At 62.0% G+C, this 21,324-nt stretch carries 20 protein-coding genes and 1 pseudogene; 20 read left to right on the top strand and 1 reads right to left on the bottom strand.

All coding sequences use genetic code 11. From position 1 onward, the window contains the following. The 16 genes and pseudogenes from FMZ75_RS18735 to FMZ75_RS18660 all read left to right on the top strand — a co-directional run. A pseudogene (locus FMZ75_RS18735) lies at positions 1 to 570 on the top strand (hypothetical protein); the annotation flags it as partial. A 10-nt stretch (positions 571 to 580) separates the two neighbouring features. Beyond that, positions 581 to 1,465, top strand: coding sequence for a hypothetical protein (locus FMZ75_RS18730; protein WP_166145216.1), 885 nt, complete (start codon positions 581 to 583; stop codon positions 1,463 to 1,465). 54 nt (positions 1,466 to 1,519) lie between these two features. Beyond that, the gene (locus FMZ75_RS18725; protein WP_166145159.1) at positions 1,520 to 1,825 is read left to right on the top strand and encodes a hypothetical protein; all 306 of its coding nucleotides are present in this window, start codon (positions 1,520 to 1,522) and stop codon (positions 1,823 to 1,825) included. Between the two features lie 201 nt (positions 1,826 to 2,026). Continuing rightward, positions 2,027 to 3,892, top strand: a complete 1,866-nt coding sequence (locus FMZ75_RS18720) for a P-loop NTPase fold protein (protein WP_166145213.1) — start codon at positions 2,027 to 2,029, stop codon at positions 3,890 to 3,892. A 293-nt stretch (positions 3,893 to 4,185) separates the two neighbouring features. Next, positions 4,186 to 4,794, top strand: coding sequence for a Qat anti-phage system associated protein QatB (gene qatB / locus FMZ75_RS18715; RefSeq protein ID WP_166145210.1), 609 nt, complete (start codon positions 4,186 to 4,188; stop codon positions 4,792 to 4,794). Then, a complete protein-coding gene (gene qatC / locus FMZ75_RS18710; RefSeq protein WP_166145207.1) occupies positions 4,791 to 6,095 on the top strand; it encodes a Qat anti-phage system QueC-like protein QatC in 1,305 nt (434 codons plus the stop codon). Before qatB ends, qatC begins: the two co-directional genes overlap by 4 nt. Further along, a complete protein-coding gene (qatD, locus tag FMZ75_RS18705; protein WP_166145204.1) occupies positions 6,092 to 6,820 on the top strand; it encodes a Qat anti-phage system TatD family nuclease QatD in 729 nt (242 codons plus the stop codon). Before qatC ends, qatD begins: the two co-directional genes overlap by 4 nt. Positions 6,821 to 7,570: 750 nt before the next feature. Beyond that, positions 7,571 to 7,906, top strand: coding sequence for a DUF6634 family protein (locus tag FMZ75_RS18700; RefSeq protein WP_166145201.1), 336 nt, complete (start codon positions 7,571 to 7,573; stop codon positions 7,904 to 7,906). 152 nt (positions 7,907 to 8,058) lie between these two features. Beyond that, a complete protein-coding gene (locus tag FMZ75_RS18695) occupies positions 8,059 to 8,289 on the top strand; it encodes a hypothetical protein (RefSeq protein ID WP_166145198.1) in 231 nt (76 codons plus the stop codon). A gap of 676 nt (positions 8,290 to 8,965) precedes the next feature. Then, positions 8,966 to 9,652, top strand: coding sequence for a hypothetical protein (locus FMZ75_RS18690; RefSeq protein ID WP_166145195.1), 687 nt, complete (start codon positions 8,966 to 8,968; stop codon positions 9,650 to 9,652). 215 nt (positions 9,653 to 9,867) lie between these two features. Then, the gene (locus FMZ75_RS18685; RefSeq protein ID WP_166145192.1) at positions 9,868 to 10,746 is read left to right on the top strand and encodes a hypothetical protein; all 879 of its coding nucleotides are present in this window, start codon (positions 9,868 to 9,870) and stop codon (positions 10,744 to 10,746) included. An 18-nt stretch (positions 10,747 to 10,764) separates the two neighbouring features. Next, positions 10,765 to 12,024: a Mu transposase C-terminal domain-containing protein gene (locus FMZ75_RS18680; protein WP_166145189.1), complete on the top strand. Its 1,260-nt coding sequence runs from the start codon at positions 10,765 to 10,767 to the stop codon at positions 12,022 to 12,024. Then, positions 12,014 to 12,550, top strand: a complete 537-nt coding sequence (locus FMZ75_RS18675) for a TniB family NTP-binding protein (RefSeq protein WP_166145186.1) — start codon at positions 12,014 to 12,016, stop codon at positions 12,548 to 12,550. Before FMZ75_RS18680 ends, FMZ75_RS18675 begins: the two co-directional genes overlap by 11 nt. A 111-nt stretch (positions 12,551 to 12,661) precedes the next feature. Continuing rightward, entirely contained in the window at positions 12,662 to 13,066 is a 405-nt protein-coding gene (locus FMZ75_RS18670; RefSeq protein ID WP_166145183.1) for a hypothetical protein, read from the top strand. A 2-nt stretch (positions 13,067 to 13,068) separates the two neighbouring features. Continuing rightward, complete coding sequence (locus FMZ75_RS18665) at positions 13,069 to 16,383, top strand: TniQ family protein (protein WP_255461844.1); 3,315 nt, start codon at positions 13,069 to 13,071, stop codon at positions 16,381 to 16,383. 99 nt (positions 16,384 to 16,482) lie between these two features. Next, a complete protein-coding gene (locus FMZ75_RS18660; RefSeq protein WP_207783520.1) occupies positions 16,483 to 16,980 on the top strand; it encodes an AAA family ATPase in 498 nt (165 codons plus the stop codon). Positions 16,981 to 17,011: 31 nt separating this feature from the next. On the opposite strand, the gene FMZ75_RS18655 is transcribed toward FMZ75_RS18660, so the two are convergent. Then, positions 17,012 to 17,557: a GNAT family N-acetyltransferase gene (locus FMZ75_RS18655; RefSeq protein ID WP_166145174.1), complete on the bottom strand. Its 546-nt coding sequence runs from the start codon at positions 17,555 to 17,557 to the stop codon at positions 17,012 to 17,014. Positions 17,558 to 17,760: 203 nt separating this feature from the next. On the opposite strand from FMZ75_RS18655, the gene FMZ75_RS18650 reads away from it, so the two are divergent. The 4 genes from FMZ75_RS18650 (at position 17,761) to FMZ75_RS21985 (ending at position 21,250) form a co-directional block, all read left to right on the top strand. Beyond that, positions 17,761 to 18,402, top strand: a complete 642-nt coding sequence (locus FMZ75_RS18650; protein WP_166145171.1) for a Type 1 glutamine amidotransferase-like domain-containing protein — start codon at positions 17,761 to 17,763, stop codon at positions 18,400 to 18,402. A gap of 93 nt (positions 18,403 to 18,495) precedes the next feature. Continuing rightward, positions 18,496 to 19,359, top strand: coding sequence for a carbon-nitrogen hydrolase family protein (locus FMZ75_RS18645; RefSeq protein WP_166145168.1), 864 nt, complete (start codon positions 18,496 to 18,498; stop codon positions 19,357 to 19,359). A gap of 145 nt (positions 19,360 to 19,504) precedes the next feature. Then, positions 19,505 to 20,251, top strand: a complete 747-nt coding sequence (locus tag FMZ75_RS18640) for a carbon-nitrogen hydrolase family protein (RefSeq protein ID WP_166145165.1) — start codon at positions 19,505 to 19,507, stop codon at positions 20,249 to 20,251. An 843-nt stretch (positions 20,252 to 21,094) separates the two neighbouring features. Beyond that, complete coding sequence (locus FMZ75_RS21985) at positions 21,095 to 21,250, top strand: DUF1289 domain-containing protein (RefSeq protein WP_207783519.1); 156 nt, start codon at positions 21,095 to 21,097, stop codon at positions 21,248 to 21,250. The last annotated feature ends 74 nt before the right edge of the window (positions 21,251 to 21,324 follow it).

Genomic DNA, 21,324 nt, shown 5'->3' with positions numbered 1-21,324 from the left:
TCATTCCGTTACAGGGCGGCGCGATCATCTCGTAATCGGGGGGCGCCATCATTCCGTTATGGGGGGCGCCTTCATCTCGTTTTAGGGGGGCGCCTTCCGTCGGAATCACCAGATGAGCAACGAAAAATCGCCCGCGTGTCAGGGATCGACTATCTGCCCCAGCGCGTGACGGAGGTTCTCTCCATGCAGCGCGGCGAGAGCCCGTTCGCGCCGACATTCGGAATGCGCTTCTTCGAGTATTTCGACGCCTATCGTGGATCGCCTTGGCTCGATCTCCTGTTCAAGCTCGACGTCATTCGCCAAGCGTCCGTTCCGCTCGAAGATGTCGTTACGAAACATGCACACACGCCGCTTCAATGCGTGACGCGGGTCCGCGACGTCGCCCTTTTGGCGGACACGCCCACAAACAATCGCCTTCCCATCCGCCTTGATTTCGACGTTCAGGGGGGCGGCCAATGGACGCGCGACCTATCGATCTACGTGCAGACCGTCGAACAGACGTCCCAGCGAACAAGGATGTTGGCGGGGCTTCCGGGCGCCGCCTCATCACCGCGGAACTTACGTAATTGAAGGACGCAGTATGGAAATATCCGTCAAATACTACGTGCAGATACGGAGCGACGCTTCGGAGGCATTCTGGAAAGTGGAGCAGAACAAGGCGGAGCGCGTCGATGTATCCATGTCTAGATTTGGTATCCACGAGGCTGAAAGCGAAGACGCCGTGATTCCAATGTTAGAGAGCCGCTTTCCAGGATCCAAATTGCACAGCCTAAAGTTGGCTCCAGGAGAGTACTATCCCCGAATGGCGAGGCCGAATAGCTCACGCCTAGACGCGAGTCCCGGCCCGTATCCCGGTGCCGAAACTCCTGCTCTACGCCGAGCGCGATCAGAGAGCACTGGACAGCTCCATGCGCTCGTCGAGCAAATTCAGCAGATTTTTCGTACTGTCCATCCCGTTGAGGAAAATTACCGATCATTCGGGCATGAAGTCCGAAATACGCTTATCCTTGCCTGTATGGAAGCGGAGGCGCAATGGAAAAATATCCTGATTGAAAGCCATTATGCGATCGACCGTCCAAATACGAATGACTATGTCAAGCTTCTTAACGCAATGAAGTTAGATGAATACGAAGTCGGATTTCCATATTATCCATGGCTAGAGCCGATTGCACCATTCAAGGACTGGTCGGATGGATGCCCTACACGATCTCTGGACTGGTACAATGCTTATAATTTAGTCAAACATGATCGCGAGCGCATGTTCAGGGAAGCAACACTGAAGCGGGCTTTGGACGCTGTGACCGCGTGCTTCGTGATGTTGTGCGCGCAATACGGACGGGAATTCGCCCTGCAAGGCGACGCCGCGCTCGATGCATTCTTTTGCCTGACTGGGGCGCCGCGTTGGGATCCGTCCGAGATTTACGTTCCCTACGCGCCCCCAACTCCCCGGGACTTTCCGTTTTAGAAAGCCCAAACCACTAGGCACGCGGGAGAAACGACATGAGCGTGAAAGGCCTGCGTGGAGCCGACGCCGGCAAGACACGCGGAGAGTGGGACGACCTACGTCCTGCGGAGCAATTCCGACCACGTCAGCCGCCCGAAGCTCAAGGACCGATTCGGCAAGCCCGTGAAGCCGCAGGAATGGTTCCTCGTCCCGCTTCCGGTCATCGACGAGGACGTCGGCAGGATCAAGGACCAGACGATCGTCGACTTCGAATACGACGCCGCCGCGCGCCTGAAGCCGATCGCTCGGGCGCCGGCGCCGAGTGGGGTCGAGCGCAGGAGGCCGTCGGCGAAGAAGGTGTCGAAGGCCGATCGGCGTTGAGGAGCTTCGGGGCGGCCTGAACCGGCCGTTCCGCATTGGCGATTGCGCTGTTCAACGACGCACTCTCGGATGCGACACGCTTCACGATTTTGGCGCTGTTCCCGTTTTGGGACTGGATCCCTTGCAGCTCGATCGGAGCATTACTATCTCGGAAGTTGCATTCGCCTGCGGGGCGACAAAAGAATTGCGGGAACCGATTGAATGTGGGCCGACGTCGAAACCAACCAGGACTTTCTCAACTTCCGAATGATGGCCGGCCTCGCAGCCAAAATGATCCAAGACGCCCAAGGGAAGCCGTTGAGCATCGGGATTTCCGGCGGCTGGGGTGTCGGAAAGTCCTCCATGGTGAAACTCATCGAGGATGAGCTTCGAGCAGCGAAGGAGGAAAAGCTTCTATTCTTGAACTTCAATGCGTGGCTCTACCAAGGGCATGACGACGCCAAGGCGGCGTTGATGGAGGAAATCAGTCGCGCTCTGATAAAGCGAGCCGAAAGCAACAAAACGATACTTCAGAAAGCCAAGGAATTCTTTGCTCGGATCAATTTGTTCCGCCTTGCGAGGATCGGAGGCGAAATGACGGCCACCGCCGTCACCGGTGTTCCTGTTGGCGCCTTCACGAAGGGCCTTGAAAGCCTATACGAACATCTGAACGACGGAGAAATCACCGCCGACGATGTAAAAGAGGCGCAAAGCTTCGCCCATGAACATGGGAAGGAAGCGAAGGAGCTGCTCGGCCCCAAAGCCAAGTTTCAGACGCCGCCCCAGATGATACACGCGCTGAGGAAATACCTCGAGGACTTGCTCAAAGAGCTCGACGTCACGCTTGTCGTCTTCGTCGACGACCTGGATCGATGCCTACCGCCGACGGTGATCGGAACATTGGAAGCGATGCGCTTGTTCCTGTTCATGGACAGGACGGCCTTCGTCATCGCCGCGGACGACGACATGATCAAGGAGGCGGTACGCATCCATTTCAAGGGCGTGAGCTTGGACGATAATCTGGTCGTCAGCTACTTCGACAAGCTCATACAGGTTCCGCTCCGCGTTCCGCCACTCGGCGTCAACGAGGCGCGCGCCTATCTCATGCTGCTCTTCGTGCAGAACAGCACTCTGGCGCCGGAAATCAAAGAATCGGTTCGCGTCGCCGTCAACCAACGACTTGCCGAAAGCTGGAAAGGCCAATCCGTCACCGCCGAGTATGTAGTCGGACTCATTTCGGACTGCCCGGCAAATCTCAGGGTCGAGCTCGCCGTCGCCGAACGTCTGTCCAAGCAGATGGCGACGTCGCGTCGGATCAGCGGCAACCCCCGTCTCATGAAGCGGTTCCTGAACACCTTGTCCGTGCGAAAGAAGCTCGCGGAGGTGCAGAGCATTCCCGTGGATGACGGCGTCCTTGCGAAGATCCTGCTGTTCGAACGCTGCGCGTCGCCCGCGTCCTTCAAATTTCTCGTCGAAGCCGTGAATACGGGCACCGAGGGACGCCCCGCTCGAATCGGCGTGGCGGAACACGCCGTGCGGGGCGGCGAAGACTTGCCGGCCGAGGGATTCGACGCATGGCAATCCGACAAGGCGTTCGTATCCGACTGGCTGAAGCTCGATCCTCCGCTCGAGAACGTCGATCTGCGCGGGGCGTTGCATGTTGGTCGCGAAAGCCTGCCGATTCTGTCGATCGACGACCGCGTCTCACAGGATGCTCGATCGATCACGGAGGAGTTGCTCGCCCTCCGACTGGAAGGAACGGAAGACCTGAAAGGTCGCTTCGGTCGGTTGCAGGCCGAGGATCGCGTCTTCGTCATGGAAAAGCTGCTCGGCAAGGCCAGAAGCGAATTGGATTGGGGCACCGGCGACGGCCTCTATGGACTGTCGCTCGTCGCAGGCGCCGACTCCGAACTGGCGAAGCGGCTTGTCGACTTCCTCGCCGATCTGTCGCCGCAGTCCCTAAAGCCGCCCTTGATCCTGCGGGTCCGTTCGCGGCCATGGGGTAGCGAACTGATCGAACACTGGAACGAACGACCGGACATTTTGCCGGAATTCAGGCGCATGTTGAACACCAAGAAGGGACGCTGATGGGCACGTCGAGATCCAGCAGCGGCCCGAAACCAGATCGCGGCCTGATTCCGCCATGGCTGGACGTTCCCGCACAACCACCGGCTCAGCCGCCCGCCGTGCCGCCGATTCTCGCGCCCGGAGGCGGAGACGGCGGGCCGCCAAATCCTTCTCCGCCTCAACCTCAACCGCTGCCCCCGCCGCCGCCCCAACAACCTCAGCCGCCGCTTCAGCCGAACGTGGCGCCGCCGAAGCGGTTCTCGGAGGCGCGCAGGTCGCTGGGCGATTTCGTCCGAGACGGCGACGAGCGGTCGATGCGCCGCGGCATCGGCAGCTATGTCTCGAAGGGCTACGGAGGGTCGAGAGGCGCCGCAGCTCGCATGGGACAGGCGGCTACGACCGCCAGTCGAGCCTTCAATATTCTATCGAGTCTGGCCGAGGGAACCGCCGCCGCCGAGCAGTTGGGTTTAGACCCAACGACCTTGGCGGGACGACCGGTCGACGATGTCGTCAACGCTCTCGTCGACGGAATATGCCGCAACGACACGACGCTCGACGACGCGGTGGGACGTCAGGCCGTCAACGACGCCCTCGCGGAAGTGCTGGAAGCCAATCCAGGCCTCGACCCGCTCGCGATGACGCCGTTGGCGATCAACGAGGTCTATCTCAGGACCGTTTCCTACCATGTGTTCTCCGACCTGCTTTTGGATATCGGGACGACTATGCAGAAGGCGGCGGACGGGAATCCTGTGCTCTACAATGACCGCTGCATCACGATCAGGGACACCATTCGCGAGATGTTCCGTGAGAAATTCCAAGATGTCCGCGACGCAGGCCATCGCGTCACCTCCGCGACCAGCGATGCGATTGCTCGCGACGTGATCCGCGATGTCATGGACGTATTCGAAGGGTGGATGCAATGAGGATCGCCGTTGTTCCCAATGACAGCCCCCTGCCCCCGACCGCCTATGACGCCCGCATGTCGCTTTTCGAGTTTCCCAAAGGAAACGTGGAAGGATACGTTGGGTCGGGCGTCAGGCGCGAGTTCCGGAAGCAGATCGGGCGCACCGGCGCCACCCATGCATGGGATTTGACCGGCATCGCAATGGCGGTGATCGCCGCGGATCGTTATGTGAATCGAGCCCGCGTCAGCGAGGACGGCTGGACCCGCATGATCGATATCGTCGTCGCGGTGAGCGATCCCGTCCGCTGGGACGAGGAGCGTTCCCTGTTGGAGCGCATGTTCAGGTTCCTGACGGGAGACATCTGGACAATTCGGTTCATCGGCGGCGGCTTCCATCCCGCGCCACCGCGCAACCCGGTCGGCTCGAGGCCGGAAACCTGCGTCTCCTTGTTGTCGGGAGGTCTCGACAGCCTCATCGGCGCCATCGACCTTCAGGCGAAATCGGAAACGCCGTATTTCATCAGCAATCGGGTGTCGGGAGAGTGCGGTCGGCAATACGACTTTGCAGCCGCCCTCGGCGCGCGGGACAGACTCCTCTCGCTCAATCACAACGCCAAGACGCTGCGCGGCAACCCCGAGATTTCACAACGGCCGAGATCGCTCGCATTCATCGCCTTCGCGGTCCTCGCCGCGACCACGCTGGACAGGCATCGCGACGGCGAGATCGTCGACCTGTACGTTCCCGAGAACGGCTTCATCAGCCTGAATGTCCCGTTGACCCGCCTGAGGGTCGGAAGCCTGAGCACCCGCACCACGCATCCCGTGTTCCTGGCCGACATGCAGGAGCTTCTCGACCGGCTCGACCTGAGAATCAGGCTGATCAATCCCTATAGATGGAAGACCAAAGGGGAGATGATGGTCGACTGTCTGGATCAGACCAGACTACAAGAGTTGGCGCCGCATTCCATGAGCTGCGGACGAGGTGGGCGAATTCATACCCATTGCGGGGCGTGCCTTCCCTGCATCGTGCGCCGAAGCTCCTTCCTCCGTTGGACCGGCAGGATCGATGGCGACGAAACGCAGCCGCCATACAAGAAGCCGGCTCACGGACATGGCTTCCAGCATCAGGGATTCTCTCGATACGACGATGTGATGCAATGTCTCGAGGCGATCGACCTCGCCGCGCGACACGGGCCGAACCGATGGGTCGGCCCGTCCGTCTCGTCGAGCCGCATCGGCGACCCACGGCCCTATCGGGATGTCGCGATCAGGGGACTTGCCGAGATCGAAGCCTTCATGCGCGGCGCCGGCCTGATGTGATCGACATCCATTGCCATCTCGACCTGTATCCGAAGCCCGCTCTCGTCATCGCGGAAGCGGCGCGACGCGGCGCGTATATTCTGGCCGTCACCACCACGCCGAAAGCCTATGAAGGCAATTTGCGGTTCGTTGGCGATGCGCGCCGCATAAGGGTCGCGGCGGGACTCCATCCCGAATTGGTCAAGGAACGCTACAAGGAGGTCGATCTCCTCGTCGAGACCATGAAGCGCACGCGCTACGTCGGCGAAATCGGGCTCGACGGATCTCCCGAACATCGAGACAGCCTTCCAGTCCAGAAGGAGGTGCTCTCCAAGATATTGGAAGGATGCCGTTCGCAGGGCGACAAGATCGTCAGCCTTCATTCGAGAATGGCGGCGTCCTCCGTTTTGGACGCCATCGAATCCGCCGGCGACATCGGAAAGCCCGTCCTGCATTGGTTCTCGGGGGCCGAGACCGAACTCGCAAGAGCCATCGACCTCGGCTGCTGGTTCAGTATCGGGCCCGCGATGTTGACGAGCCGGCGAGGCCGCCGATTGGCGTCGATGATGCCGAATGACCGGGTTTGCCTGGAAACGGACGGTCCGTTCGGAAAGCTCGGAGATCAGCCTCTCATGCCGTGGGACGCTGTTCGAGCCTTGCCGGCGGTGGCGGAAATATGGGGGACGACCGAGGATCGGGCAGCCGACCAGATCGCGGAGAATTTCAGGTCGCTCCTCGCACGCTGAAACGTATTGCGGCGTCTTTCCGCGTCGCCCGGAGCCCTATTGGGTCCGTCCGACCGCCGGGTCGTCGCGCCGCCGCGCCGCCACGGATCGGACTTCGGCCACCCCGTGCTCGGCGGCCACCCCAGTCATCATGACATCGCATCCGTTCGCACTGAATCATCCACGCCGCCGATGCAGGAAAGCTAGATAGCTGACTTTCTATATATTTAGAAAGCCAAATCTTCGCGCTTTCATTGCACCACTTATGTAATTGTTTTTCAAAAGATAAATTGCGCTTTTCCGAGGGCCTATTGCCGAAGAGTCGAGGCCGATCGGAGCGAATTTGCGCGGACAAGCGCTTGACTCGTTCCCGTTGTGTTCCCTATATCCAGCCTACGACTTCAACACGGGCCGCGTTTCCAAGACGCGCCGAGTGTGCAGCCGAACCGGTTCCACTCGTCCCCCAACGGAACCGCGAGATCGATGTTTCGTTCGGGGGACGCGTAACGGAGTGTCCTTCGATGTGTATTTTTCGAGTTCGTCTCCTTCCCATCTTCTCCGGCCTTCGCGGCGCCTCGCCCAATTTCCTGCCGGCAACCCGTCTCATCTCCGACGCCGCCTGCGAACGCACCGCGCAACGCCGCGACCGAACGCACCGCTGACACTCGGCATCCTCGCGGCTTGATCCGTTCGCAGACGGGATCGCGACCGAGCGTGCGAACGTTTTTCTCTCGGGACACGACGTCCCGAGTTTTCGAAAGGAGATTTGCAATGGACGATATCCCCATGTTCCTCGGGGAAGACCCCGATCGCGCGCTCGCGAAATCACGGGCGCTCGCCGACGACTTCGCCCGGCTCGTCGCCGGCGAAACGCCGACCGCAGCCGACCTCGCGGACGCGCCTCTCCTCCAAAACTGGGCCTTTGTCATGGTGGGCCAGACCGCCCTGGTCGGTTCGGTCTCCGGGCACCCTCGCATGGGAGATCGTGCCTTCATGCGCACGTCCGCCCTCTTCGCGATCGATCCCCATCAATGCTGGGCGCGAACATGGAGCCGCTTCTACAGGCTCGGACGCGGCGCTCTCGTCGATACGGGAGGCGATCAATGAGCGGCGCCGGCGACAAAAGCGACGTCATGAAACCTCGGAAGTCGTTCCGCCCGGCGAAGCTCGGCGCCCATGCCCCAGACGCGGCTCGCGTCGAAAATATTCCATCGCCCTCGCCGCTTTCCGGCCGGGCGACCGAACAGGAGAACAGCATCATGACCAGCGAGGATTTGTTCGACGAGATTCTGGCGCGCCTCTGGCAGGTGCGGGCCGAGGTCGGCGACCCGGTCTTCCGCACGGCAGCCGGCACCGCGCTCGTCGCGATCGGGCGCGTCGTTCTCGACGAGGCCGAGACGCGGTCCAAGCGAGTCGGACCCGGCGCCCAACTCGTCCGCTTCCCGCTCTCGCGGGTCATTCGCTCGATGGCGTCGAGCGACGAATCCTGAACGAGAGACATCCGCGCACTCGAAGATTTCCTAGGATTCGTGCGAGTTGCAGCAGCGGAACCCCAGTGCGCGCAAGGTTTTCTCGGGGTGCGAAACGACTCGGAACAAAATAGGAAAACAGCCGTCGACGCCATCCAGCCGCCCAAAAACGCCTCGCGCGAAAAAAAACTCGGAGGCCGACTCCATCCGGCGCCGATTGGGGAAACGGCCTGTCCGCACCCGCTCGAATCAGTTCGCGCCAAAGAGCGGCCTGGTGACTCTTTCTCGGAAGAGTTTCAATTCTTAGCGTCGAAATCGACAAGGAGAGCGAATCACCCGCAATCGACCGATCGAAAAGCGAAGAGCGCTCCGGAAGCACCCGGAGCGCTCCGCAATCCAAGCCGTCCGCTGCGCCTAATTACCGCGGACAACCCGACACCAACACCGACGCTGCCGCGACGGTGACAGGACGAGTCTGCGCGATCGCCAGGCACGGCGCAAGCGAAAATCGACCCGTTCGGCCACCGTCGCGGCAGCCCACCGAGGGCTACGAATTCATGCCGCACGCCATGACCGCAAATACGTCGCGCCATCCTCCTGTTGTCGACGCCGCACGCTCGACGAGAGCGGCCGTCTCCGTCCGAAGCGAATCTGGAAGCAATTCCCGTCCGGTCTCGCGATAGTCGGAGGACGCAGCATGGTCTGGGTCAATCGCACCCCCAAGGTCGTTCGCGCAAACCGCCGCTCCGAGGACAGCCGCGACACGCGAACCGCGCACCACGGCTGGTTTTTCCATGCGCGCACCGGCGAGATGATTCCCTACAAGAAGAAGCTCGCCGCCGATTTCCTCCTCGTCACCGCCATCGATCCCGACGTCCTGAAGTTCTCGACGAAGCCCGAGCCGCTGCAATGGTGGAACGGCTCGACATGGGAAACCTACCGTCCCCGTTACGCTATACACCGGGCCGGCCAGCCCGCCGGCGTCGTCGACGTCGTCGTCGATGTCGAGGTTCTCCACGGCTTCGAATACGCGCAGAACCGTCTCATGTACGAGCGCCTGAAACGGGACGCCGAGTCGAAATCGCGCCGTTTCGCGGTCTACACCGAAAAGGAGATCATGGCCGAGCCGCGCTACACGAACGCGCTGCGGATATTCGCCCACGCCGCCCCCCGCACCGTTCCCGAGGACGACGTCGAGGCGGTCCGAGCCTTCGCGGACGCCAACCCTCTCTTCACGCTCGACGGCGTCATCGCCTCCATCGGCCTCGACTTCGAACGCGCCTATTCCGCGGTCCTCAATCTTGTCGCCCTCGGCGCCCTCGCCATCGACTCCAGCATTCCGTTCGATCGCCGAGCGCCCATCCGCGGAAGGATCCGCAGATAACCGAGCAACGCGACAACGACGTCTTCCTGATCCCGAACATCGACTCCATCGACCTGATGGGGAAGGTCATGCTCTGCGTCGGAAGAACCGCGAATCCGTCCGGCTACGTCTTCCGCGAGCCGAAAGTCGAACTGCAAACCGTTCTGACGAGCGTGCAGATCAAGCAGTTCCATCGTTCTGGAAAGCTCGCCTTCGTATCCCCCGACGAGGTGAGATTGCCGGTCGGCGTCCGCGAGGCGCTGCGTGTGCCGCTGCGGGCATTCGAGGCAAAGCAAAGAAAGGAGATCTTCCGCAGGTTGCGATATGTCATGCAGTTCGACAAGCTCGGCGCCGACTTCTCCCGTTCCGAGGCCTGCCTCCAACCCATCTGCGACGCCGTCGCGAAGGAGCGCGAGGAAAAAGCTCCCGACTGGTTCACCGTCTATCGCTGGTGGCTCGTATGGAGCAAGGCGGGACGGGATCCGCGCGCGCTGAAGCGACACGACGATCGCAAAGGTAACCGCGACGCGAAGCTCGAGGACTTCAAGATCACCGCCATCCGTGACGCGATCGACGAGACATGGCTCGCTCGCCGCCGACCGTCCATCGGCACGGCCCAGGCCGCCGCAAACGCCACCATTGCCAAGCATCTCGGCGGACACGAAGCCGTCCAGCAACTGATCAGGGACGGAAAGCCGTCCCTCGTCTCATACAAGACCGTGCGGGAGCATTGCCGCAAGATGGGCCGGCAGGTGCGCCTCTATCGCCGCCACGGTCGCGACGCCACGCGACAGGAAATCTCGCCGGTCGGCGCCGGCCCCAAAGTCTGCCTGCCTTTCGAGCGCGTCGAAGCCGATTTCAAATACCTTCGGCTTTTCGTCATCGACGATGCCAGCGGACTGCCGCTCGGGACCCCCTACGTGATGGCGGTGGTCGACTGCTATTCGGGCGCCATCGCGGGATTCGACATCTCGTTCGATCCGCCGGGACGAACGTCCACGGCGCGCGCGCTGAAGCACACCGTCGGCTTCAAGGATCTTTCCGGCTTGCCCAAAGACGAGGATGGGCAGCCGATCGTCCGCAATTCATGGCCGATCAACGGCGTGCCCTTCTGATTCTTCCTCGACCACGATGTGGCGTTCCATTCGAAACATTTTTTCGCTGCGGCGAAAACGATCGGCTGCCTCGTCGACTTCATTCCGCCCGGAGAGGCATGGAAGAAGGGCACGATCGAGACCTTCTGGCGCAGCAGCCAAAAGCTCTACTTCGAAATGTTTCCCGGGTTGACCCTCCGCTTCTACGACAAGCCCGGGCGCGACTACGCCCCCGAGGACGACGCCGTCGTGATGCTGTCCGACTTGGTGACCTTCTTCACGAAAGCCGTCGTCGACCATCACAACCAGGGAGTCGACGAGGAGTCGGGCATCAGGCGCATCGACCTGTGGCTGCAAGGCGTCGCGGCCCACCGACCCAAGCAGCCTCGCAATCACGACGACCTCATGGAACTCGTCGGCTGCTATGAGGACCGCAAAGCCGAAAGGCGCGGCATCAGAATTTTCGGCCTTCGCTACAATTGCAGGGAGCTCGCGATGTTCCGCGCGGGCTTCCAAAAGGATCCGCGCGTCGAAGTCCGCTACGATCCCGACAATCTCGGCAAGGTCTGGGTCATCGATTCCAAGAACGGACGGGCGCTCCCGATTCCGTGCACCCGCCCCGACTATGCCGAGGGACTGTCCCTGAACCAGCATCGAATCATCCGCGCGCACGCCGTCAGTCGCTACGGCGGACGCAAAATTCTGATGAAGGAACTTCTGCTGTCGCGCGCGGAACTTTTCGCCCTCGGCCAGAAGATGATCGGAAGCGTCAAGTCCGGACGCAAAAGGAAAAAGCTCGCGCATTTCTTCGGGGCGGACCGGTCCATTCTCGACGCCTACACCTACAGGGGCGAGGATCCCGAAACCAGCAAGGGGCATATTCTCGACGGCGATTCCGCCCCGTCCGGGCAGGCCGACAACGACGCTCGCGGATTCGATATCCATTCGGATATCGACGACCCCGAAGACGATACGCAGGCGCGCCGCGACGAAGCGTTCGTCGACAGCGTCGTCGACGGAGAGCCGAATCGGAGCGATCCGCCCGCGGCGCGCAGGAAGGCCGGCCGCCCTGCGGCGCGCAGGAACGCCGGTCGCCCCGCAGCATCCGCTTCCACCGGCGAGCGTGTCGAAGACGCCTCCGCCTCGAGCACCGCGCCGGCGGAGAGCCGGCCTGAGACCCGAGAGCCGCCGCGCCCTGTTCCCCCGGCTCCGCCGCCGGCGCCGCGCGCCGCCCCCGAGGCGCCGGAACCGCGGCGCGACGCTCCCAAACGCCCGAGGGTGTTGACCGATGACGATTGATCCGAAATCCCTGCGCGGCGCGGACGGGCTCTACCCCGACGACATTGCCGAGACACTGGCGAACGCCAACCCGGAAAAGAAGGGCTTTCTGACCCGCGTCGGCACGATGACGCTCAGCCATCGCAGATACGACGCGGCCTATGCATGGCTGACCGGCATGTTCGAGGAGCACGGGACCGGCAACGAGGCGACGGCCGGCCTGCTGTACGGCATAGCGGGAACGGGAAAGTCCACGGTCCTCAGACGTTTCACCAAGAAATTCGGCGGTCCGTTCCAGACGGCGTCGGGAATCGTGCGCCCCGTCGTGCGCGTCGTCACGCCTCCCAACTCGCAATTGGGCGATTTCCACGACGCGATCCTGACCGCTCTCGGCGCCGGCGATCTATCGATGGGCAGGCCCGCGGACAAGAAACGCGCCGTCATCGCCCAGCTCGCCACGCAAAAGGTGAAGCTCCTGATCCTCGACGAATTCACCCACGTCGTCGAGGACAGGACCGAAAGGTTCACGAAGAAATTGACACGCTAGATCAAGGAGATCGTCAGTGAAAACATCTGCCAGGTCGTCCTCGCCGGCACCGAGAAACTGGTCGCCGTCCACGCCCAATACGACCAGATGAGACGCCGCAGCGCCGGCGACATGATGATCACGCCGTTCGACTGGGGGAACGAAGACGACAGGAAGGAATGGATCGCGATCGTCGGCGAGTTCGGCGAGGCGCTCGACCTGAAGCCAGCCGACTCGTTCAGGGACGAACGGATGGCCGAACGCCTGCACAAAACCAGCAGCGGGATTCTCGACCACTTGGCGAAGTTCCTCTTCCGCGCGACATCCATCGCCTACGACGAGGATCACGAGGTGATCACAGAATACGATCTCTGGGAGGCGTTCGAGCGCATGCGTCGCGGAAATTTCACCGCGAAAAATCCATGGAAGCAGCCGCCGTGGAAATCGGTGAAGCCTCGACTGCTTCCCGATGAAGACGCGGAGGAGTCGAACCTCTGGTCACGGAAGAAGCCGGCGAAAAAGAACGAGGTCCACTGACGATGGCAAAGTCCAAGATCACGTCGCCACGATGGCCCTATCCGGGTCGCGTTCCGCACCACGCCGACGAGCCGGCCTACGGATTGCTCGTCCGCACGGCCTACCACAACGGCTCGCGCCTGATGTACACCGTGTTCGAGAAATACGGACTCTGCAAGGGTCAAACCGTGTGGGACGTCGATCCCGACATCGTCGCCCGCTTCTGCCAAGCCGATCTCGTCGATGGCGGCGCCGACGCCGTGCGCGCCGCCAGTCCGCGCGTCGACCCGAAACATGTCGCCATCTTCGACGAACGCTTCCTGCGCGATCAGTTCAGCGTCCTGCATCGTCGCTGGTGCCCCGCCTGCCTCGAGGAAAAACCCTATCATCGCGTCTGGTGGGACACCCCCTATGTTTCCGCCTGTCCAGACCACGGCATAAGAATCGTCGAAAACTGCGGATGCGCCAAGCCGCCCAAGTGTCGCCGATCCTACCCGACGAGCTGCACGGAAGGCCACGACTTCCGCGAAAGTCCGCGCGAGCCGGCGCCGCCGTGGGAGATCGCCCTCAGCCGCTACATTCGCGACCGCCTGCTCGGCCGCCCCCGCCCTGGCGACGCCCTCCTCGACAGCCTCCCCTCGCTCGGGGACGCAATCGCCGCCCTCGACCGCATCGGGCAAGCATCGCTCGACGAAAAAGCAGGCCTGATGAAGCTACGTCGAGAACTTGGACGCGCCGCAATCGCCGCGGAAGGATACCGCATCATCGCCGGCTTCCCCGTGGAATTCGAAAGGCTCCTCGACCGGCTCGTCGCCGATGACGGCAAGCAAAAGCACGACCGTCGGTGGGGTGTCGAGAAAGCCTACGGGAACTTCCATATTTGGGTGGGCGAGCTGCCCAAGGACAACGCCTTCGGCGATGCCTTGCGCTCCGTGATACGCGACCACGCGCGCGCCAATGTCGTCATAAAAAGCGGTCACGCGGTCGCCGGCGGCGCCGCGTTCGACCTTCCGGGCATCGACATGGCCACCGCCGCACGCGCCATGGGCGTCACATTCGAACGCTTTCGACCGATAGCCTCGGCAACCGGGCTCATTCCTGGGGATTCCTTGAGAGGCCGACCGGCCCGGCTCGACGCCGACAAGGTCGACGAATTGGCGGCCAAGCTCAAAGGCAACAAGAGCAGGCAGCAGATCGCCAAGGAACTCGATATCGCGCCCCTCGGCGTCGCAAAGCTCATCCGCGCCGGCCTCATTCCCGCGATCGTCGACGGAAAGACCGACCGGGAAAACAGATTGAACATCTGGATTCTTCCGGGAGCCGCCGCCTGCGATCTCGTCGAACGTCTCGTCGCGGGTAAACCCGCCTCCTCGGGAGAGAACGAAGACCTCATACCGATCACCATCGCCCACAAGATTTTCCGGCGCCCGCTTTCCGAGCTCCTGCGGCTTGTCCTCGACGGGACGCTTTCAATCCGCGCCGTCGATCCGGGCGCAAAGGGACTGAACCGCGCGTTGGTTTCCAAATCCGACGCCACGGCGATGCCAGGCCGGCCGCCCCGCCCCGGTCTGTCGCCCTATGAATTCGCACGGGAGATTGGCCTCCACGCGGACACCGTGCACCAGTTGATCGCGAACGACGCCGTCCAGACCGAAGCGACCGGACGCGTCCGCCGCATTGTCGACGGAGAGGCCGAGCGATTCCGCGCGACCTACGCGACGACGACCGCTCTCTCGAAGGAGTTCGACCTTCCCAAAGGCCGATCCGTGATGGCAGTCCTGAACGCCGCCGGCGTTCGTCCCGCCTTCCCGCGGCCGTCGTTTCGGCAGGTCATCTACCTGCGGGCCGACGCGGAGCCGGCGCTCGCCGCCGCCGTTGCCGAAGCCGCCCGGAAGAAGAACTCTCCCCTGCCCGCGAATGGGCTCGACCGTTACGATGCCGCGCGCCGAATGGGGCTCGACGCATTCGTCGTGACGCGGCTCGTCGCGGAGAAACTGCTTCCCGCCTACAAGCTCCCGCGCGGATTCATCGTCGCGCCCGATGACGCCGACGCCTTCATGCGGGCCCACGCCACGTCGACCGAACTGGCGAAGCGCATGGGGAAGAAGCGGGCGGCGGCGTCCATCGCCGTCCTGAGACGCGCCGGCGTCGCCCCTGTCGTCGGGCCGCCGACCTGCTCCGTAACGCTCTATCCGCGGACTGCGGCCGAGGAAGCCATCGACGCCCACATTGGGGCAGGACTCCTGATCGCCGAGATCAACGAGCAGGAAAGCGCGGAGCCGGTCCTTACCGCCATCGAGGCGAGCAAGGAGATCCGCGCGATGCCTTGGATGCTCGGCCAACTGGCCGACGCCGGCTTCCTCGAGCGCCGGCGGCGCGGTCGCGGACTTCCGTTCACCCGCGACAGTGTTGCGCGCTTCAAGAAGGCCTACGTCCTCGCCAACGAACTCGGCGCGTTGATCGGACGGCCCGACGGGCGCAAGGGCGGCAAGACGATGACCGACCTTTTGACGGATCTCGGCGTCGAGCCCGTTTGTAGGCGCCCGGAATTCCAGACCTTCGTGTTCCGGCGCGACGAAGCCGTCGAAGCGCTTGCGCTGCACTTCGCGACGCAGGCCGACAAACGCGCCAGCGATACGGCGACCGCCGAGGCGCGCGCGAAACTCGTCACGCTCCGGGAAGCGCAAAAGCGGCTCGGCATATCGTCGAACATGGGGAGTTCGCTCGTCAGGGAAGGCTTCCTGCGTGTCGAAAAGCATCCCTCGACCATCCTCGTCTCTCCGGACGAGATCGCCCGCTTCGCCGCCGCCTACATCACGCCCGACGCGATCGCGTCCATGATCGGAAAACAGAGCGCTATCGCCGCCACGACATTGTTGACCCGGCTCGGCGTGAAGCCCGTCGCCGGGCCGCCGCAGCTCCGCTTCCAGCTTTTCGACCGTCCCGTCGTCGAACACGCGATCTCCGAGTGGAAACGCGACCCCTCGATCGAAAAACGCCCCTCGCGCGACGCCGAGGACTTCCTGTACGCCGGCGACGTCGCGCGCCGACTGAAGACCATCGACACGATGGTTCCCGCGCTCATCCAAGCCGGTCTCCTGCGCGCCGATACGACCGGAAAGGCGACCATCATCGCGCGCGTCGATTTCGACGCGTTCCAAAGCGAATACGCAATGTCAAACGAGTTCATGGACGCGTTCGGGGTCGGACACGCGAAGGGCGTCACCAAGGCCCTCGCGGTCCGCGGCGTCACGCCGGTCGCGGCGGATCGTCTCCCGCGCGCGCTGTTTCGACGAAAGGAAGTGGAACGTGTCCTCGTGGGCAAATCGGCAAGATAATTGTCCCTTGACGCTACGGGTCCGCGGCAGGAACTTTACTGACATCGAAAGAGTCGTCTTCTCTCCTGAAGCCCGACTGTCGCCTCCAGGGTGGAGCAGGTGATCTACATCAATCCCGACTCGTTTCTGGGCCAGCCGCGAATCTGGAGCCCCGAGCGCAGCAAGGCCGCGTGGGAGCAGTGCTATCTGCAATTGTCGGCGGCGGTCACCGAAAAGGCGATCGAGAGACTCTACGTCGTTTTTGGTTTGCAGGGAGCCGGCAAAACCCACTGGATCAGGACATCGTCGAAAACCATTATTCGTGAGCCGGCAGCCGTGTTCGATGCGGCTCTGCCCGCCGCTCGGCATCGAGCACGCGCGATCGAAGTCGCGGGCAGTGGAAACGTCCCTGTCTTCGCGATCTGGGTGGACACGCCTCTGAACGTCGCCCTCGCGAGGAACGCGAGTCGGCCGGAAGACGAGCGCGTTCCTCGCGAGGCGATCGAATCCGTGGCCGACCTGCTCGAGGCGCCGACGTTTCAGGAGGGCTTCTCCGAAATTTATCGCATCGATCCGCGAGGTGATCGCCTGTCCTACGCTCGGGACGCGCGAACGTAGCGTCGGCGGAGAGGAGACGCCGCCGGCAGCGTCAGCCGATCAGGGAGCGAAGATCATGCCATCCATAGGCCACCTCGGCGAGAGTAGCCTCCGGCCTCGCATCCTCCTGCTCGGCTACAACGGCGCCGCCAAGATGCTCGTAGAACCCGCGAGCTGGAGCATTCTCTCGAAGCACCCAAAGGCTGACTGCACGATTTCCTCGCTCTCTCAGCAGCGAAGCCATCGCGCCCATAATGGCTCGACCGACGCCGGCGCCTTGACATGACCGAAGAATATAGAGTGCGCTGATTTCCGCGTCGAAACCTCGCTCCATCAGCATTTGGTCGCGTTGCCGTCCACAGGATCCGAAGCCGACCATCCGCCCGTCGTTCTCGGCAATCCAAACAGCGGATCCGGCGCCGGCGTCGGAATCGGCGAGGATCTTGGACCACATGGCGGCTCGAACTTCGACGGTCAACTTGCTCAGCATTTCTCTCGGAAGGATGCCGTCGTACGCTTCCCGCCAACACGCCACATGAATCGCGCCGAGCCGATCCGCATCGTCGCTCGTGGCCAAGCGCAATGACGAGATAGCCATTCTTGCTCCGATGAAGAATTCGAGCCATAAGGGCCGGCTGTAACGGCCTTTTGCGCGCCCGCCGCATATTGCGCCACGGGCCACGAGGCGCGACAGCCGGCACCCGGCTCCATGCCCGCGTCGAGGCCGTGCCTGTCGCATCCATGTAATGCTACGCGCATCGAGAAATTGCAACGGCCCGTTCGAGAGTTTAGGAGGTGGCCATGCGCCTATACTTGTCTTCTTTCGACCTCGGCAATTGCTCCGACGAGATTGTCGCTCTTGCACGTGGCGCCAAACGGGCAGCGGTCATCGTCAACGCTCTCGATAACCGGCCAGAGGGACGGGCAAAGTGGCTCCAAGACCAATCGGAAAAGTTGGGCAAGCTCGGCTTCGTCACGGTGGAACTCGATTTGCGGGAATATTTTGGGAGAGCGGCGGATCTCGGGAGCTTCCTGAAAAGCGTCGACGTCGTTTGGATCAACGGCGGCAATGCATTCATCCTCCGCCGAGCAATGAGGCAGAGCGGTTTCGACGAACACATAAAGGCGGCCCTCGCGCGTGACGAGCTCGTGTATGGAGGCTTCAGCGCTGCGGCCGTAATCGTTTCAAGAGGCCTCATGGGCCTCGATATCGTAGACGATCCGAACGACGTGCCGGCCTTCTACGAACCGGACGTCGTCTGGGCGGGCCTCGACCTGCTGCCCTACACGATCGCGGTTCATTTCCAGTCGAATCACTCGGAGTCGAGCAAAGTCGCCGAGGAGATCGCGTTTTTCGAAGCGAACGGCATTCCTTATCGCACGCTCAGGGATGGAGAAGTGCTCATTGTCGACGGTGAAAAGCAGCGAGTGCTTGGTTTGTGAGAGTCGATGCGAGGCATTTCAACGCCATGGCAAACGAATTCGTGGATGCATTCGGGGGGAGGCGGGCTCGAGTGCATCAGCTAAGGTGGTCCGATGACATTTCCTTTTTCTATTGCCGTGGCGCAGAGCGTGATATCTCCCGATGTCCGCGAAAACGGACGGCGCATGCGCGATATGATGTCGGAGGCCAAGACGGCAGGCTGTAGGCTTGTCCAATTCCCCGAAGGCGGCCTGTCGGGATACGTCAAATCGCAGATCACCGATTGGGCGCGCGTGGATTGGAGCGCGCTGCGCGAGGAATTGGACGCCGTCGCCGCCCACGCCGCGCGCCTCGAACTCTGGACGGTTCTGGGCTGCAATCATCGGCTGACCCCTCCCAACCGTCCGCATAACAGCCTCTACGTCATATCGGACAAGGGGACGCTCGTCGGACGCTACGACAAGCGCCTCTGCTCCCACACGGAGCTGAGCAACTGGTACGCGCCCGGCGTCGAGTCCTTCGTCTTCGATGTCGACGGCGTGCGCTTCGGCCTTGCGCTCTGCATCGAGGTGCAATTCCCGGAATTGTTCCTCGACTATGCAAAGCAGGGCGTCGACTGCATGCTGTTCTCCGCCTATTCCGACGACCCCATGTACGGCATCCTGGCGCGGGCTCATGCGGCGACGAACAACTTCTGGCTCAGCCTTTCGATCCCCGCTCTGCCCGGCAACCGGCTTTCGTCTGGACTCATCGGACCCGACGGGCATTTCCTCGCGAAGGCCGATAGGAACAACGGCGACGCCTTGATCGTCGGGAGAATCGACAGATCGAATCCGCAATTCGACATCGCGCTCAACAAGGCGCGTCCGTGGCGCGCTGCGGCGAGGTCCGGGGAAATATACGCCGAGCGCCGCGTGAAAGATCCCCGAAGCGACGATCGGATATCCTTCTTTCAGGTTCACCCGGCCGAAATCTGACGAGCGGAAACCGGCGGGCTTCAAAAGTCGTCCGAGATCGAAGAGGGAACACCATGTCGCACGCATCGAAAGAGGGATGCGGGATATTTGGCAACGGGCTCGACCAATCGATTCCGTTTGAATGGAACCGTGCCGGAAAGCAGCCATGACGACCGTAAGGATATCCGCGGCCCAAACAATCGAATTTCGCGAAGACGTCGAGGGCGCGTTGAATTGCGCGATCGAGATCGCGGCGTGCGCCGAAGCCGAAGGGGCGTCGCTTCTGTGTTTCCCCGAGGGCTTCCCTCAAGGATATCTGGTCGACGAAGCGCCGGCTCGGCGAAACGCCTTGAATCTCACATCCTCGGCGTTCGAGACCCTGCTGAACCGGTTTCCGAAGACTGGCCCGATGATCGTGATCGGGCTGATCGAGGAGGAGAAGGGACGACTGTTCAACTCCGCCATCGTCGTGGATCGCGGCGCGGTCGTCGGGCGTTATCGCAAAGAGCACCTCCTCGGCGGCGAAAAGATTTTCGACGCGGGAAGCGACACCACCGTCTTCGAGAGGGATGGGCTGAGGTTCGGAATCAACATTTGCTACGATACGAATTTTCCCAGTGCGGCTCGAAAGGTGGCCGACCTCGGCGCTTCGCTGATCGTGTGCCCGTGCAACAATATGCTCGCTCGGAAGACTGCGGAGGTGTTCAAGGACGTGCACAATGCCGTAAGGGGTGAACGGTGCCGTGAAACCGGTCTTTGGCTGCTTTCCGCCGATGTGACCGGCGAGCGCGAAGGGAGTATTTCTTGGGGGCCGACTGCGGTTCTGAAGCCAGACGGCGAGGTGATGGCGCAACTCCCGCTGGAGGAAGTTGGGCTACTGCTCTTCGACATTCCGTGTGGTCGACGACCTTGACGGCCGGGATCCCGACGAGACGACATCGACCGCGCCTGGGCGGTTGGCGCGCCGAGCCATGCTGATCGCCCAACCCTCGGGATCGATTATCGGCGGCTCCTCGAGTGGACGCTCGCCCACTCCGCGCTCTCCGCCGCCTTGTTCCTGGAGAGCCGGCTCGCAGTGACGAAAGCCGCCGCCCGCGAACCCATCTGACCCGTTCAAGACACGATCCGACTCGATTTATGCTCCAATTTCGGAGTGGCGACTCGATTTATGGGTTCAAATCTTCCCCATAACATATTGATTTATTTTGATCGATGATTGCGACGACTCGCTTTATGGGTGAAATTCGACTCATGTTATGCTTCCAAATCGTTTTGGATCCGTGATTGGGAAACCGCCCTCCCCGAGATCGGCTTCGCCGCAAATCGGAAATCGACCGTGCCGTCTCCGATGATTTGACGGGCTGCCCGTCGCGAACGCGCGGTAGCGGCACGCATCCTAGACAATCGTCCAGACCTCACGCCCAATGTCGCGGAAGCGGCCCGCATGCTCGAGGGATCGTTTCGGATATCAGCGCCAGCCCATCGCGATCGGCCTATACTGACGTGCGGTTGGCGGGTCCCGTGAGGACTTCCAATTACTCGGCAATACTGCTTATTTCCTGCTCGCCGCCCGTCGACGTCGAAGGCAAGGCGAATTTGGCTTCGAAAGCCGACTCATTTTATGAGGGCAATTCGGAGTTTCGACTCAGGATATGGGGTGAAATTGACTCGGCTTATGCTTCCCAATGGAAAAGCAGAGACTAGTCTTTTCAATGTGTTGAGCGGTCACCGTGACTCATGATATGGGTAATTGCACATGGCCGAAACGCCCTGCATCAAAATCTGCCGCATCGACGCGCCGACCGGCTTTTGCGTCGGCTGCGCACGGACGATCGGCGAGATCGCCGGTCGTGCCCCCACCGGTGGTGTAGCAGTTCGGGAGCAAGCCGCTTGCGACGCGCGCTTTTCATAGCGCCGTAGCGAGCGAGCGGCTTGCGGCGGCCACCGGCGATTCTCCGGTTAGGGTCGGTTTGCGAATCTCAACGC

The sequence above is a fragment of the Methylosinus sp. RM1 genome (assembly GCF_011378635.1).
Taxonomy (GTDB): domain Bacteria; phylum Pseudomonadota; class Alphaproteobacteria; order Rhizobiales; family Beijerinckiaceae; genus Methylosinus; species Methylosinus sporium.
This window is presented reverse-complemented; position numbering and strand designations above follow the sequence as displayed.

Bases quoted from the DNA above. Each gene is read 5' to 3' on its own strand.
- FMZ75_RS18730 (WP_166145216.1), top strand. From the start codon at position 581: ATGGAAATATCCGTCAAATACTACGTGCAGATACGGAGCGACGCTTCG.
- FMZ75_RS18720 (WP_166145213.1), top strand. From the start codon at position 2,027: ATGTGGGCCGACGTCGAAACCAACCAGGACTTTCTCAACTTCCGAATG.
- qatB (WP_166145210.1), top strand. From the start codon at position 4,186: ATGCGCCGCGGCATCGGCAGCTATGTCTCGAAGGGCTACGGAGGGTCG.
- qatC (WP_166145207.1), top strand. From the start codon at position 4,791: ATGAGGATCGCCGTTGTTCCCAATGACAGCCCCCTGCCCCCGACCGCC.
- FMZ75_RS18700 (WP_166145201.1), top strand. From the start codon at position 7,571: ATGGACGATATCCCCATGTTCCTCGGGGAAGACCCCGATCGCGCGCTC.
- FMZ75_RS18695 (WP_166145198.1), top strand. From the start codon at position 8,059: ATGACCAGCGAGGATTTGTTCGACGAGATTCTGGCGCGCCTCTGGCAG.
- FMZ75_RS18690 (WP_166145195.1), top strand. From the start codon at position 8,966: ATGGTCTGGGTCAATCGCACCCCCAAGGTCGTTCGCGCAAACCGCCGC.
- FMZ75_RS18675 (WP_166145186.1), top strand. From the start codon at position 12,014: ATGACGATTGATCCGAAATCCCTGCGCGGCGCGGACGGGCTCTACCCC.
- FMZ75_RS18670 (WP_166145183.1), top strand. From the start codon at position 12,662: ATGATGATCACGCCGTTCGACTGGGGGAACGAAGACGACAGGAAGGAA.
- FMZ75_RS18665 (WP_255461844.1), top strand. From the start codon at position 13,069: ATGGCAAAGTCCAAGATCACGTCGCCACGATGGCCCTATCCGGGTCGC.
- FMZ75_RS18655 (WP_166145174.1), bottom strand. From the start codon at position 17,557: ATGGCTATCTCGTCATTGCGCTTGGCCACGAGCGACGATGCGGATCGG.
- FMZ75_RS18650 (WP_166145171.1), top strand. From the start codon at position 17,761: ATGCGCCTATACTTGTCTTCTTTCGACCTCGGCAATTGCTCCGACGAG.
- FMZ75_RS18645 (WP_166145168.1), top strand. From the start codon at position 18,496: ATGACATTTCCTTTTTCTATTGCCGTGGCGCAGAGCGTGATATCTCCC.
- FMZ75_RS18640 (WP_166145165.1), top strand. From the start codon at position 19,505: ATGACGACCGTAAGGATATCCGCGGCCCAAACAATCGAATTTCGCGAA.
- FMZ75_RS21985 (WP_207783519.1), top strand. From the start codon at position 21,095: ATGGCCGAAACGCCCTGCATCAAAATCTGCCGCATCGACGCGCCGACC.